This is a genomic window from uncultured Dokdonia sp., assembly GCF_947492815.1.
In the GTDB taxonomy this organism is placed as follows: domain Bacteria; phylum Bacteroidota; class Bacteroidia; order Flavobacteriales; family Flavobacteriaceae; genus Dokdonia.
Genome location: NZ_CANLOB010000008.1, coordinates 125,453 through 138,695, shown reverse-complemented (window position 1 = coordinate 138,695; position 13,243 = coordinate 125,453). Strand labels below are relative to the sequence as shown.

Genomic DNA, 13,243 nt, shown 5'->3' with positions numbered 1-13,243 from the left:
TACTGTTGTAAATTGGAATTAATCTTAAGCAGAAAGTGCTTCTATTAACTCTGTCTTTTTATGTCGACTTAATGGAATTTTTTCTCCATCAATTTCAATATTTCTACTATTGTATTTATCTACTTTATCTATGTTAATAATGTATGATTTGTGTATACGCATAAAACGTTCTGGCGGTAGTTGTGCGACAAAAGATTTCATCGTAGCAAGAACAACAATAGGATCATGTACAGTAACAAGTTTAACATAATCACCTAATGCAGTAATGTATTTTAACTCATTAAGCATTACTTTTTTCTTCTTGAGGTTACTTTTTACAAAAATGTAATCATCATCATCTACAGCACCTTCTGTTTTAAGTTTATATAAGCTAATGGCTTTGTAAACCGCGTTTGTAAATCTATCTTTAGTTATAGGCTTGCGTAAGTAATCAATTGCATTATAGTTAAATGCTTTGTACGCATATTTTGTTTTTCCTGTAACAAATATGATTTGTGGTTTATGGATCAGATCATCTAATAGATCGAATCCAGACAAAATAGGCATCTCGATATCGAGAAATATTAAATCTACTTTTGTTTCAAGTAGACCGTTTTTTGTCTCTATGGCATTATTGTATTCGGCTACGAGTCGTAAATTAGGATGATCACTGATCATTTTTACAATCGCAAGGCGTTGTAGACTCGAGTCGTCAACAACAGCGCAATCTAGAATTACTCCTTCCACAGTCTTTAATTTAAATAGGTTAAGAGATACAATAATACTCAAAAAAAAAGGAAACACCAATAAAAAAGTGAATTTCGTCGGATTTTTATGTTTTTTATCGACTCTTTTAAGATTCTATTATTGAATTACATGGCTATAAGTGGTTTCTTCATAACAAATTACGCTATATTTATAGGTCTATTTTTAAAAAACGAATATTTTGACCTTAATTTGTTTGAAATATGCTTTGCTAAACCAATAACTATACTTAATTTTGCACTCATTTTTAAATTAAAATCATTCTATATGAATCATTATGAAACTGTTTTCATCTTGAATCCCGTTTTATCTGATGAACAGATAAAGGAAACAGTTAAGAAGTACGAAGATTTTCTTAAAAGCAAGGGTGCTAAGATGATTAACAAAGAGGATTGGGGGCTTAAGAAGCTTGCTTATCCTATCCAACACAAAAAAAGTGGTTTTTACCACCTATTTGAATTTACAGTACCTGGAGAGGCAATCTCTGAGTATGAGCTTACATTCCGTAGAGATGAGCGTGTAATGCGTTATCTTACTGTTAAGTTAGACAAGCATGCAATTGCTTGGGCAGAAAAAAGAGTAGCTAGAAACAAAAAACAAGCGTAATTATGGCATCTTCTATCGAACAACAAGCAAAAGGAAAAAAAGACGGAGATATCAGATATCTTACGCCTTTGAATATTGAAACTAATAAGGCAAAAAAATACTGCCGTTTTAAGAAATCAGGTATCAAGTACGTTGATTATAAAGATGCAGATTGGTTATTGTCTTTTGTAAACGAGCAAGGTAAATTGTTACCACGTCGTCTTACAGGAACTTCATTAAAATATCAACGTAAAGTTAGTGTTGCTGTAAAACGTGCACGCCACTTGGCTCTTATGCCTTACGTGACTGACTTATACAAATAAAAACTAGACATTCATGGAACTTATATTAAAGAGAGACGTTGAGAATCTAGGATTTGCAGACGATATCGTAACAGTAAAAAACGGTTACGGAAGAAATTTTCTAATTCCTCAAGGAGCAGCAGTACTTGCAACACCTTCTGCAAGAAAAGTGCTTGCTGAAAACCTAAAGCAAAGAGCTTTTAAGGAGAAGAAAGTAATTGATGATGCTCAAAAAGAAGCAGATAAATTAAAAGATTTAGAAGTTAAAATTAGCTCTAAAACTGGAGATGGAGACAAGCTTTTTGGTTCTGTAAATAATGCAGATCTAGCAGCAGCTTTAGAAAAAGCAGGTGTTTCTGTTGAGAAAAAATTTATTACAATCCCTGGTAATAACATTAAGCGTTTAGGTAGCTATGAAGCTTCTATTCGTTTCCATAGAGATGTTGTCGTACCATTTGCATTTGACGTAATCGCAGAAGCATAATTGGGAATACATAGTATTTAAAACCGCTTTCAGTTATGAAAGCGGTTTTTTTATAGCTAACAATTCGCATATATAAAATATACAAGTATACGCTTTCGCGAAAGCGTATTTTTAAAATAAGGAATAGCATGCAATACGCTCGACTTACAAAAGAACAACTAGAAGAACTACACCAAGAGTTTATTAATTTTTTAGCTACTCAATCTATCACAGCAGATGAATGGCAAGAAATAAAAACTAATAAACCTCACGTTGCTGAAGAAGAGATCGATATTTTTTCTGACCTTGTATGGGAGAATGTATTGACTAAAGCAAAATATTTAGAGCATATATCTCCTAATCAAATGCATCTTTTCGATCTTAGAGAAGATAAAATGACGCTGATCGCCGTAAAAATTAATAAAGAAGATATTGATATCACCACAAAAGAAGGATATCAATGGTTACAGCAAAACTTAGGGAATGATGATGTTGTTTTTATGAGTGCTAGTAAAGACTATAGTGATAAACCAAATAGTGATAAATTTAAACTGATTCAACAAGGTGCTGTGATTACCAAAGGTGATTTGTTTAGTTGGTTTTCTCGCTTTGTAGATATTAAGGAATAGTATTTCTGGTAAAATTATACAAAGATTTTTAGACCTTTATATAATTACCAATAACAAATTACTCATATCTTAATGACTCAATAGGATCTAATTTAGCAGCTTTAAGTGCTGGAAGTAAACCAGATACAACTGCGATTACAAAAGTAATAGATGCAGCGGTTATAACAGCTTTCCATGGGAATGTAAACACTAATTCGAATCCATAAGCAATAGCAAATCCTACGACGACGCCAAGGAAAATACCTAAGAACCCTCCTAATTGTCCAATAATAATAGCTTCATATAAAAACTGAAACGCAATCGTAGATTTTTTAGCCCCTAATGCTTTTCGTACACCGATTTCGCGTGTACGTTCTGTTACAGAAACTAGCATAATATTTACAAGTGCAATACATGATCCAAAAATGGTAATTAAACTTATAACCCATGCAGCAGCACCTAAGGCTCCTGTTATCACCGCAATTTGATTTACGAGATCGTCACTACGACCTATTCCAAAATTATTTTCTTCTATAGGTGATAGTTTTCGGATGTTTCTAAATGCGAGTACAGCTTCTTCTTCGGCGCTATCCAGAAATTCTGGATCGTCTACCATAATACTTACACTATAATTAATATTAGGTTGCGTAAACATAGTACGGGCTACTTGTATGGGAATCAATACACGTAAATCTTGATTATTACCAAAGGTGGCTCCTTTTTCTTCTAGGATAGCTATGACATTAAATTTAGTACCTCTTATACTTATTGTTTTTCCAATAGGGTTATCATCTTTGAATAGATTTTTATAAAAATCACTTCCCAGTACGCAGACACGTGTATTATTACTAATATCAAAAGGAGTGAAATTTCGTCCTTTGTCTAATTTAAGTCCAGCATTTTGGAGGAAATTCTCATTTACGCCAACAACTCGAACCTCAGGATCTGTTTTATCATTTTCATATTTTACTTCAGCCGTAAAAGTTCCTGTAAATGAAATTGCTGTTTGCGCAGTTGGAAATGAAAAATTGTCAGCAAATTCTTTTACATCTCGATATCCTATCACTGGGTTAATGATTTTACGATCTCCTCTTCGTTGGTTTGAAAATTCATACCGTTGAATTGTAAGAGTATTACTTCCTATAGATGCAAAATCATTAGTAAGAGTGTTTTCAAATGCTTTTATAAATGTAAGTATGCCGACAAGTGCAAATATTCCAAGAGAAATAATAAGTACAGTTAAGATAGTTCTTAATGATTGACTTTTAATGCTGTCTAATGAAATACGGAAATTTTCTCTAAAAAGTGAAAACATAATGGGTTGTGTTATTTAGTCTTTTCTATAATCCAGTCACTCAATACTTTCAATGCCTCTGGTGAAAATGTTTCTTCTATTGTTGCATATTCAGACGGGCTTCCAGTAGTAGTGGTTTGAAATAGATGGTTCAAATTAGGGAATTCTACGGTGGTAACATCTGTATTTCCACCTTTTTTAACAGCATTTTCGATATTTTCAAGATTCTTTTGTGATGGTACTTGTAAATCTAAAGATCCATTAATAGCTAATACAGGGCAGGTTACCTTCTCTAACGTAGGTCTAGGGTCTGTAATGAGTAAGTACTGAAACCACTCAGAAGAAAGTGTGTTAATCTCACGCTTCATAAGTGCTTCTTTAGAACTTCCTTCAGGGATCATTTCTGGATTTTGATCTAAAGCATTACTTAAATATGTTGTGAGTTCTTCTTTTACTTTCGGAGTATTTCCATAATACTCCTTTACAATGCCAAACATGACTTCTTGTGCAATTCGATTTTTACGTAATATCTCATCATCAAGCCCTTGCGCTTTTCCAATGAGAAACCCTTGATCCATCAATAATTCGTCTCCTGGTTGTCCCACTCCAGCTAATAGCGCAATGAATGCTACTTCTTTGTTTTTTGCAGCAACCATTGGTGCGATCAATCCGCCTTCACTATGACCCGCAAAGCCAATTTTAGAGGCATCTATATCAGGGTGATTCTTCAAAAAATCAAAAGCAGCTTGTGCATCTGTAGCAAAATCTGCGCTAGTTGCTCCTTGAAACTCTCCGGTAGATTTTGCAGTACCTCTATCATCATATCGTAATACCGCAATACCATTACGCGTAAGGTAATCTGCAATCACTAAAAAAGGTTTATGTCCCAATAATTCTTCATTACGGTCTTGAGGTCCCGAACCAGAAATTAGAATGACAGCAGGCAATTTCTTTTTACCTTTAAAAACAACTTTAGGAAGTGTGATGGTACCAGAAAAAGTAGCATTAGCCGCTTCATTCTTAAAAGTTACTTCTTCTGTTTTATATGGAAAAGGTGCTTGTGGTTCTTGTGGTCTGTTAGGTGCTTCTACTGTTATTGCTTCCCGAGCAAGTGCTAACGGAAATGTTTGTCCACCTTGTTGAAAAGTCCCTTCAATATGAGCATCACTTTTTACAGCACCTTCGTAAGTGAGCCCCATATTTGTGATCGCAACATGTAGTGTAGCGTCTGCATATGTAACTGTAGTGATAGGAATTCCAAATGCTTTTTGGTCTGGACTATCTAGTGTGCCGGTATAAGTGCCATCTGTCTCATTGATATGTAAAACTAATGGAAGCACCATGCCTGGCTGTACTTCTAGGTTTCCATACCAATCTCCCGTCACATTTTGTGCGTAATTAAAATGACTAATAAACCCCAATAAAACAACAAATACTGCTCTTTTCATCTATACTCGTTTTTAATAGTTGTTTGTGATAAGACTATTAAGGGGTAAAAAAGTTACCAAACTTTTCAATTAATTATTTCATACCCTCAATTTTTAGAAAGAAATTGAACAGCTTGCAAAGCCAAAAATCAATTTCCCCAACCCTAAAGGGAGTGATTTTTTGAGATCATTCAATGTGTTTAATTTTTTTGCTCCCTTCAGGGTAGGGGAAACAAAAAATGAGAATATCAAGGTTTAAAAGAATAATAGAAAACATACGCCATGACTCATAATGATTAATCAAAGCCAAAAATCAATTTCCCCAACCCTAAAGGGAGTGATTTTTTGAGATTGTATTTAGAACAGAAATAATACTGTTTTTTACACCATTAAAATTATTATGTACTTCTTCGTTTGAAAACCGTATTTCAGAGATGCCATATTCATTGATTACTGATGTTCTATCTTTATCATATTGTTTTTGAATTGCGTGTATAGGACCATCAATTTCAATAGCTAATTTTGCTCGATGACAATAGAAATCTAATATATAATCATTAAAAGGATGTTGTCTTCTAAATTTATAACCTTTAGGGCGTTGTTTTAAATATTCCCATAATTTAGTTTCTTCTGGAGTAGCATTTTTTCGTAAATATTCGGCAAAGGCAAATTTGTCACTTTTTGCCTCTCCGTGCATCCCTTCATTTTTTAAATGATCCATTCTCAAAAGTAAAAAATAATCAATAAGTTCTCAGGCAATTTTCCCTACCCTTTAGGGCTAGGGAAATGGGAAAATAGGTGGCGTGTAATTTTTCTTCCTTTATATAAACCATAAGAAAAGACTATAAATACTAGTCATAAACAGATTAATAATGTCTAATTTTTATGATATTTGCACTCATTGAAATCGAAGCTAGAATCGAAAATGACATCGAAATTCTATGCATTGATTCACTGTATAAGAAAAAGAAAATGATAGCAGGTTGATTTTTATACAATAAAGCATATGAAAACAACTAGTTAATGACAAAAGCTAACGACTAAAAACAAATGGCACAAAAACCATCCATACCTAAAGGAACTCGTGATTTTTCACCTACAGAGGTGGCAAAACGCTCCTATATTATGAATACGATTCGTACGCAATTTCAGCACTATGGATTTCAACCTATTGAGACCCCTAGTTTTGAAAATAGTAGTACACTTATGGGGAAATATGGGGAAGAAGGAGATCGTTTGATATTTAAGATTCTAAATAGTGGGGATTATTTTAGTAAGATAAAAGATGGTTTTAATGATCTTATAAAAACATCAACATTAGAAAATTTTGATAAAGTATCATACGATTTAAAAGGTATGACGAAGCTTATATCTGGAAAAGCCTTACGTTATGACCTAACCGTTCCTTTTGCACGGTATGTGGTACAACACCAAAATGAGATTGAATTTCCTTTTAAGCGCTATCAAATGCAACCTGTTTGGAGAGCAGATCGCCCTCAGAAAGGGCGTTTTAGAGAGTTTTATCAGTGTGATGCCGATGTAGTAGGAAGTGATTCTTTATGGCAGGAAGTGGAGTTTGTACAGTTGTATGATGCTGTATTCACTGCGTTAAAACTTGAAGGAGTAACTATAAAAATGAACAATCGTAAGATCCTTTCTGGTATTGCAGAAGTGATCGGTGCTAGCGATAAACTTATTGATTTTACAGTAGCTCTAGATAAGCTTGATAAAATTGGAAAGGAAAAAGTAATCGAAGAAATGCTTTCTAAAGGTATTTCTGAAGAAGCTATAAAAAACGTAGATCCATTATTTACAATTTCTGGTAGTTTTGGAGACCAGTTAGCAACACTTAAAAAATTACTGGCTACTTCAGAAACAGGAGTAGAGGGAATTGAAGAAATGGTATTTATTAATGATGCTATCGAAAGTTTAGGATTAGAAAGTGCTATTTTACAACTAGATGTTACGCTGGCTCGTGGGCTGAATTATTATACAGGTGCCATTTTTGAAGTAGCAGCACCTGAAGGTGTACAGATGGGTAGTGTAGGTGGTGGAGGTCGCTATGCAGATCTTACAGGAATTTTTGGATTACCAAATGTGAGTGGGGTAGGGATCTCTTTTGGATTGGATCGTATTGCATTAGTGCTTGAAGAATTGAATTTATTTCCAGAAGAAGCGATAGAAGGAACCAAGGTGTTTTTTATCAATTTTGGTGATAAAGAAGCTTTGTATGCAATGAAAGCTATTAAAAAACTTCGATTTCAAGGAATCAGCGCTGAGATATATCCTAATATGGTAACTTCTGGTAAACAAATGAAAAAACAAATGACCTATGCCAATCGTCGTGAGATTCCATTTGTGATTTTAGCAGGAACACAAGAAATGCAAGACAATACGTTTACAGTAAAGGATATGGTAGCAGGAGAACAAGAAACGGTGACGCTAGAGGCATTAATTGAACGTTTGAAATAATATTTCGATTGTCGATTAACGATTGCTGATTTTTGAACTTAAAAATATCGAATATTTAATATTGAAATGAAAAGAGTTATTTCGACAGCGTGAGGAACGAACGACGAGCTTGCCTGCGGCAGGCAGGAAATTGCATGGCAATGAGTATCACCTGAAGCTGCTTGTGTGAGCTCTCCTAAAGTTTATCCTGAGCGAAGTCGAAGGATCAAAATGACTGAATAATGAAGATTTCCGCTTTCGCGAACTTGCCTGTCGGCAGATAGGAGCATATAAAGGAACATTCATTTTAAGACAGTAGTATTGAATAGACAGGATTTGGCAATCTCAAAAATGAATTCCATAAATCATTCAGATTTCCGCCTTCACTGAAATGAAAGAACTACAAACTAATAGCTAACGATTATTCCATGAGTACACTTGTTCAAATAAATGTATTACCGCATCAAGCTGAAGATGATGATTATATTGCTGAGAAAGCTTTCGCGAAAGCGAGACTACGAGCAGACGATGTGCGAGAATGGGATATTCGTAAACGAAGCATAGACGCACGTAAAGCTCCTGTAAAGATTTCATTACAGATTGAGTTTTGGAAACATGATGAAATACGTGAATCATTACCTGCATTTGTGCCTCAAGAGGTACATAATGCTCCAGAAATTGCTATTATTGGTGCAGGTCCCGCAGGGTTATATGCGGCTTTACGTGCCATAGAAGGAGGGTTAAAACCTATTGTTTTTGAACGTGGAAAAGATGTGCGAGCGAGACGCCGAGATCTTGCAGCCATCAATAAAGATCATGTGGTAAACGAAGATTCTAACTATTGCTTTGGAGAAGGGGGTGCGGGAACCTATTCGGATGGAAAGCTATATACACGCTCTAAAAAAAGAGGTAATGTACTGAAAGCGATAGAGTGGTTTGTACATTTTGGTGCTGTAGAAGATATTTTGGTAGATGCACATCCTCATATTGGAACCAATAAATTACCCAAGATCATTACTTCCATGCGAGAAGCTATTATAGAAGCTGGAGGTGAAGTTCGTTTTGAAAGTAAACTTACCGATCTTAAAGTTGTAGATCAGCAAATTTCTGAAATACAAATTAATGATACAGACTGGTTATCTTTTAAAAACGTAATCTTAGCAACAGGCCATAGTGCACGTGATATTTTTTATTTATTGCATGATAGGAATATTAAAATAGAAGCTAAACCTTTTGCAATCGGTGTCCGTATAGAGCATCAGCAAGAATTGATTGATCATATTCAGTATCATGGAGATAGTGATAATCCATATTTGCCACCAGCATCCTATAGTTTGGTACAACAAGTAGATGGAATGGGCGTATATTCTTTTTGTATGTGTCCCGGTGGTATTATTGCGCCATGCGCAACGGCACAGGAAGAAGTAGTGACCAATGGCTGGAGTCCTTCCAAACGTGATAATCCATACTCAAATTCTGGGATTGTAGTGAGTGTGACGCCAGAAGATTTGTCTAATTATAAAGATGGAGATCCATTTGTGTGCTTAGATTTTCAAAAATCAGTAGAGCATGCTTGTTGGGAAGCTGCAGGAAAAACACAGGCAGTACCTGCACAACGTATGCGTGATTTTGTGGATGGAAGAGTCTCAAAAAACTTTCCTAAAACATCCTATCAACCAGGAATTGTCTCGGTAGATTTAAATAAAGTATTACCTCCAATGCTCTCAAAACGTTTAAAGAAAGCATTCCTCGCTTTTGGAAGAAAGATGAAAGGGTATCTTACAAACGATGCTGTATTGCACGCTCCAGAAAGTAGAACATCATCTCCGGTGTCTATCCCACGTGATCCTATTACTTTAGAACATGTAGAAATAAAAGGATTGTACCCTTGCGGAGAAGGAGCTGGGTATGCTGGTGGAATTATTTCTGCTGCAATCGATGGAATTAATTGTGTAGACAGAGTGGTAGCGAAGTATCATCCAGAGAATTAATGAATGGTTATTTCTGCATTTCATCTATAAGTTTTTGTCTTTCATAGAGTTAATAGGTTTTTGTTTTTTAGTATTTAAAATTCAGATAGGATAGTCTATCTTAGCATAGATGAGTTCCCTAAATCCACATAACGTAAGTAACAAATTTCAGTTAACGAAGACTATTACAAGTAAGATTGCTACTGTTTATGTATACAATAAAAATATTCTTGTTGTAGAAGTAAATGAAGGCGTTAATCTATCGTATGCATCAGCAGCATCATTACTCTTTAAAGGATTATTGGTTTTGAAAAATAAACCTTGGGTGTATATTTCTAATCGTGTTAATTCGTATTCTGTAGTCCCTACAGATTATGAACATTTACATAAAATAGGAACCTTAAAGGCACTTTCTATTGTAGTGCCTTCAGGAACAGATCCTTCTACAACAGCTATAGAACAAATTTTTTGTAGGAAACCTTTTAAACTTTTTAATAACGGCTTAGAGGAAGCAATGATTTGGGCTGAAAAAATGCTTAAAGATGAGGTTGATGACTTAAAGAATGAACGCAATTCTCTTCTTCTCTAAATATTCTTTCCCTTGTTGATTTGTTACTAGATCTATAGCAATATCCATATGTATGATTGCTTGTTTGTAATTTTCTTGAATTCGGTAATATTCAGATAAAGTAGCGTGATATACATAACGACGTTGGCCTCAACTATCAGGATCTAATTGTTGTAGAAGTGGGTAGCTTTCGCGAAAGCGTAGCTCTCATATACTATATTGATGATTATGGTACTATTAACATTTAGAAATCAATTCACTTAATTTGTGAAAATTACCATGTTAATACATTTTTAAGCTGTTTATTATATATCAATCATTACAGTAATAACTTTTGAATTGGTATGTTATTTGATTATATATTAGCAAACAATAAAATGATCTAACAAACGTTAGTTAATCGAATAACTTAACCTATTTCAGAATGAAACATAAAGTAAACATCAAACCGAGCCCTAGATGTCACTAAAAAGAAACATATTGAAATTTGTATAAATGAAAGCCTTCTTTTTAAGAAGGCTTTTTTATGTGTATCAAATAATGAATAGAGCAATACCGCTTATGTATAGAAGATGTCTGAATCTCCAATAATAGTGGTAAGCTCTACAGTCTGGCCATCAGGATCTTTGGTATAGATGGAATGAAAATGGATATGATCTCTAAAAATATATTCTAATTGTAAAGCTTTATATTTCTTTCTTGCTTTCGCGAAATTTTCCATACTCACATGAAAAGCAAAATGATCTATTTTTATGTTTCTATAGGAAGCCTCCATTGATGGGGCATCTAGTGTAGTAGAAAATATGGCAACACCGATTTTACCAGCCAACATAAAATAGGATACGCTCCCCATTCAGGGACTACTTTACGTTTAAGCCCAAGTACGTTCTCATACCAAGAAGCGGATGTCTCTATATCTTTTACACGTATAGCTACATGGTCTATATAATCTAGTGTAAAATCATCCATCACACTTTTTTTAATTCAAACTCTCCCCAATCACCTTCTCCTGGTACAGTACCTATTTCCCATTTCCCCATAATCTCATTCTTATCATCATTTAAAAAACCTGTATATCGTATTTCGGGATGTGGTTTATCTGGGTCTATAGCAAGTTCTCCTTGATCATTTAAAAAATAAAGACAAGGATATTGTTTTGTAAAGCTAATCAGATTTTTTTCTATAAATCCTTTTACTTCTGCGGGCTTGTCAAAGAGATGCTTTGACTCTTGGTCAATAGCAGTTCCTATAAATAGATCATCATCTATACTAATAGTCATATCAAACGGAATACGATGCTCTTGATTTACAAATTCTCCTTTCTCATCATAGATAGGATATGTAAAATAACCTGACCAATTTTGTTTGAGATATACTACTTTCATGGGGTATTTATAATTCTTATAATAGCAAGATCATCTGTGACAACATGCCTCCATTGATTTTTTAAATGACGTATTTTTCTATCTAATAAAGTGTCATATTCCATATGCTCAGTATCTTGTAATACATATTCAATAATTTCTGATACTGGTTTTTGCTTTTCTTTATTTTCTAAATGCTTAAAGGTAAATATTCCATCAGTACAAAACGACATATCTTTAAAATTTGGGATCGATAATTTTTGTTGTTGATGATCATACCAAGTGTCAAAATCGTCATATAAATGATATCCTAAGTAATCTGGCTTATCATTTTGCTCATACTCATACGTATTTCCATCTATATAAATCAAACCATCTCCAATGGTGATACATTCTGCAGAAGCACTTTTAGTATCTATAATTCCTAAAACAAGTGTGGCTAGTAATTCGTTTATTTCTAGTCCAAGTTGATTCTTAATACAAACAGTTTCTTTTATTAACTCCCTGATAACGTCTTTAAGTGTAGTTTCTAAGACTATCGCGTTGTTCGTAACAAATTCTTTGTAAAACATGTTTTTAGCAATAGTGCGTAAAATTTTCCCATAAAGCATAGAAGCAAAAACAGATTCTGTACCCATTGTACATCCATCTAGTACTGCAATTAATTTATGATGAGAGGAAATTTGTTCGTAAATAAGGAAATCTTCGCAATGATTTGTGTGGAAAGCTCCAATTTGGAGCGTAGTGTATATATTCATTAGTGCAAAAGTCTTTATTAAATCTGAGGTATCCAAAAGAGTAAGTTGTTATGACATCAGTTTTTAACTTTCTTTTATTTAGAATAATTAAAAATAGGGTTGTGAATGCGTTCATATATTTTTACTTTTGTCGAAAATAAACACACCTCATGATTCGTAAAGTTGTAAAGATTATTGCCATTGTAGCGCTTATAGTATTGGTTGTTATTCAATTTATCAGACCTGATAAAAATATAGGCGACTATTCTGATATCGCTGCTTTTGAGGCAGAAACAAAACCTTCTGAAGAAGTAAAAGCAATACTTAAAAATAACTGTTACGATTGTCATAGTAACACTACAGTGTATCCTTGGTATGCAGAGGTGGCTCCTTTTACTTTTTTCTTAGCAGATCACATAGAAGAAGGGAAAGAACATCTTGATTTTGCAAAATGGGAAAGTTATTCTATAAAGAAGAAAGATCATAAACTAGACGAACTAGTAGAAGAAGTAGAAGAAGGTGAAATGCCATTAGAATCCTATGCATTAATCCACGGAAACCTCTCTGAAGAAGAAAAAGAACTTCTAGAAACTTGGGTGAAATCTGTACGAGCAGAGCTACAAAGCCAGTTATAACCTACAATCTTTAGTGCATAACTTAAACTTAACATTCCTTATTTAAATTTAATCTAAATAAACTTGGTATAATCGTTTCTCTGACTTATTTTTGT

Annotated in this window: 16 protein-coding genes; 8 read left to right on the top strand and 8 right to left on the bottom strand. The window is 34.0% G+C overall.

All coding sequences use genetic code 11. From position 1 onward, the window contains the following. Positions 1–24: 24 nt before the first annotated feature. On the bottom strand, positions 25–726 hold the full coding sequence (locus Q1A01_RS10255) for a LytTR family DNA-binding domain-containing protein (RefSeq protein ID WP_089373490.1): 702 nt from the start codon (positions 724–726) through the stop codon (positions 25–27). Positions 727–1,011: 285 nt separating this feature from the next. On the opposite strand from Q1A01_RS10255, the gene rpsF reads away from it, so the two are divergent. From rpsF to Q1A01_RS10235, 4 genes are all read left to right on the top strand, one after another. Further along, positions 1,012–1,350: a 30S ribosomal protein S6 gene (gene rpsF, locus Q1A01_RS10250; protein ID WP_299679902.1), complete on the top strand. Its 339-nt coding sequence runs from the start codon at positions 1,012–1,014 to the stop codon at positions 1,348–1,350. A 2-nt stretch (positions 1,351–1,352) separates the two neighbouring features. Then, positions 1,353–1,652 (top strand): 30S ribosomal protein S18, encoded by a 300-nt coding sequence (gene rpsR / locus Q1A01_RS10245; protein WP_299679900.1) that lies wholly within the window; start codon positions 1,353–1,355, stop codon positions 1,650–1,652. 13 nt (positions 1,653–1,665) lie between these two features. Beyond that, a complete protein-coding gene (gene rplI / locus Q1A01_RS10240; protein WP_299679898.1) occupies positions 1,666–2,115 on the top strand; it encodes a 50S ribosomal protein L9 in 450 nt (149 codons plus the stop codon). Between the two features lie 128 nt (positions 2,116–2,243). Next, positions 2,244–2,723, top strand: a complete 480-nt coding sequence (locus Q1A01_RS10235) for a DUF6495 family protein (RefSeq protein WP_299679895.1) — start codon at positions 2,244–2,246, stop codon at positions 2,721–2,723. 58 nt (positions 2,724–2,781) lie between these two features. Here the strand turns inward: Q1A01_RS10235 and Q1A01_RS10230 are convergent, their stop codons facing one another. From Q1A01_RS10230 to Q1A01_RS10220, 3 genes are all read right to left on the bottom strand, one after another. Beyond that, positions 2,782–4,017: an ABC transporter permease gene (locus tag Q1A01_RS10230; RefSeq protein ID WP_299679891.1), complete on the bottom strand. Its 1,236-nt coding sequence runs from the start codon at positions 4,015–4,017 to the stop codon at positions 2,782–2,784. Positions 4,018–4,028: 11 nt separating this feature from the next. Beyond that, on the bottom strand, positions 4,029–5,444 hold the full coding sequence (locus tag Q1A01_RS10225) for an alpha/beta hydrolase (protein WP_299679888.1): 1,416 nt from the start codon (positions 5,442–5,444) through the stop codon (positions 4,029–4,031). Positions 5,445–5,751: 307 nt separating this feature from the next. Further along, positions 5,752–6,144 carry a DUF559 domain-containing protein gene (locus Q1A01_RS10220; protein WP_299679885.1) on the bottom strand — a complete coding sequence of 131 codons (393 nt, stop codon included), beginning with the start codon at positions 6,142–6,144 and terminating at the stop codon, positions 5,752–5,754. Positions 6,145–6,473: 329 nt separating this feature from the next. Between Q1A01_RS10220 and hisS the strand changes: the two genes are divergently transcribed. The 3 genes from hisS to Q1A01_RS10205 all read left to right on the top strand — a co-directional run bounded on the left by hisS (position 6,474) and on the right by Q1A01_RS10205 (position 10,433). Then, positions 6,474–7,895 (top strand): histidine--tRNA ligase, encoded by a 1,422-nt coding sequence (gene hisS / locus Q1A01_RS10215; protein ID WP_299679882.1) that lies wholly within the window; start codon positions 6,474–6,476, stop codon positions 7,893–7,895. A gap of 407 nt (positions 7,896–8,302) precedes the next feature. After that, positions 8,303–9,865 carry an FAD-dependent protein gene (locus Q1A01_RS10210; protein ID WP_299679879.1) on the top strand — a complete coding sequence of 521 codons (1,563 nt, stop codon included), beginning with the start codon at positions 8,303–8,305 and terminating at the stop codon, positions 9,863–9,865. A gap of 109 nt (positions 9,866–9,974) precedes the next feature. Next, entirely contained in the window at positions 9,975–10,433 is a 459-nt protein-coding gene (locus Q1A01_RS10205; RefSeq protein ID WP_299679876.1) for a hypothetical protein, read from the top strand. A gap of 538 nt (positions 10,434–10,971) precedes the next feature. Here Q1A01_RS10205 and Q1A01_RS10200 read toward each other — a convergent pair. Genes Q1A01_RS10200 through Q1A01_RS10185 form a run of 4 tightly spaced genes read right to left on the bottom strand, consistent with a single transcriptional unit; the run spans position 10,972 to position 12,534 of the window. Further along, complete coding sequence (locus Q1A01_RS10200) at positions 10,972–11,244, bottom strand: hypothetical protein (protein ID WP_299679873.1); 273 nt, start codon at positions 11,242–11,244, stop codon at positions 10,972–10,974. Continuing rightward, positions 11,199–11,381 (bottom strand): VOC family protein, encoded by a 183-nt coding sequence (locus tag Q1A01_RS10195; protein WP_299679870.1) that lies wholly within the window; start codon positions 11,379–11,381, stop codon positions 11,199–11,201. The genes Q1A01_RS10200 and Q1A01_RS10195 overlap by 46 nt, the downstream gene beginning before the upstream one ends. After that, positions 11,381–11,797, bottom strand: a complete 417-nt coding sequence (locus Q1A01_RS10190) for a hypothetical protein (RefSeq protein WP_299679868.1) — start codon at positions 11,795–11,797, stop codon at positions 11,381–11,383. The genes Q1A01_RS10195 and Q1A01_RS10190 overlap by 1 nt, the downstream gene beginning before the upstream one ends. Continuing rightward, complete coding sequence (locus Q1A01_RS10185; protein ID WP_299679865.1) at positions 11,794–12,534, bottom strand: protein phosphatase 2C domain-containing protein; 741 nt, start codon at positions 12,532–12,534, stop codon at positions 11,794–11,796. Before Q1A01_RS10185 ends, Q1A01_RS10190 begins: the two co-directional genes overlap by 4 nt. 149 nt (positions 12,535–12,683) lie before the next feature. Here Q1A01_RS10185 and Q1A01_RS10180 point away from each other — a divergent pair, with 149 nt between their 5' ends. After that, complete coding sequence (locus Q1A01_RS10180) at positions 12,684–13,148, top strand: heme-binding domain-containing protein (protein ID WP_299679862.1); 465 nt, start codon at positions 12,684–12,686, stop codon at positions 13,146–13,148. The last annotated feature ends 95 nt before the right edge of the window (positions 13,149–13,243 follow it).

Excerpts from the sequence above, each read along its gene's own strand:
- rpsF (WP_299679902.1), top strand. The coding sequence starts at position 1,012 with ATGAATCATTATGAAACTGTTTTCATCTTGAATCCCGTTTTATCTGAT.
- rpsR (WP_299679900.1), top strand. The coding sequence starts at position 1,353 with ATGGCATCTTCTATCGAACAACAAGCAAAAGGAAAAAAAGACGGAGAT.
- rplI (WP_299679898.1), top strand. The coding sequence starts at position 1,666 with ATGGAACTTATATTAAAGAGAGACGTTGAGAATCTAGGATTTGCAGAC.
- Q1A01_RS10235 (WP_299679895.1), top strand. The coding sequence starts at position 2,244 with ATGCAATACGCTCGACTTACAAAAGAACAACTAGAAGAACTACACCAA.
- Q1A01_RS10230 (WP_299679891.1), bottom strand. The coding sequence starts at position 4,017 with ATGTTTTCACTTTTTAGAGAAAATTTCCGTATTTCATTAGACAGCATT.
- Q1A01_RS10225 (WP_299679888.1), bottom strand. The coding sequence starts at position 5,444 with ATGAAAAGAGCAGTATTTGTTGTTTTATTGGGGTTTATTAGTCATTTT.
- Q1A01_RS10220 (WP_299679885.1), bottom strand. The coding sequence starts at position 6,144 with ATGGATCATTTAAAAAATGAAGGGATGCACGGAGAGGCAAAAAGTGAC.
- hisS (WP_299679882.1), top strand. The coding sequence starts at position 6,474 with ATGGCACAAAAACCATCCATACCTAAAGGAACTCGTGATTTTTCACCT.
- Q1A01_RS10210 (WP_299679879.1), top strand. The coding sequence starts at position 8,303 with ATGAGTACACTTGTTCAAATAAATGTATTACCGCATCAAGCTGAAGAT.
- Q1A01_RS10205 (WP_299679876.1), top strand. The coding sequence starts at position 9,975 with ATGAGTTCCCTAAATCCACATAACGTAAGTAACAAATTTCAGTTAACG.
- Q1A01_RS10200 (WP_299679873.1), bottom strand. The coding sequence starts at position 11,244 with ATGTTGGCTGGTAAAATCGGTGTTGCCATATTTTCTACTACACTAGAT.
- Q1A01_RS10195 (WP_299679870.1), bottom strand. The coding sequence starts at position 11,381 with ATGGATGATTTTACACTAGATTATATAGACCATGTAGCTATACGTGTA.
- Q1A01_RS10190 (WP_299679868.1), bottom strand. The coding sequence starts at position 11,797 with ATGAAAGTAGTATATCTCAAACAAAATTGGTCAGGTTATTTTACATAT.
- Q1A01_RS10185 (WP_299679865.1), bottom strand. The coding sequence starts at position 12,534 with ATGAATATATACACTACGCTCCAAATTGGAGCTTTCCACACAAATCAT.
- Q1A01_RS10180 (WP_299679862.1), top strand. The coding sequence starts at position 12,684 with ATGATTCGTAAAGTTGTAAAGATTATTGCCATTGTAGCGCTTATAGTA.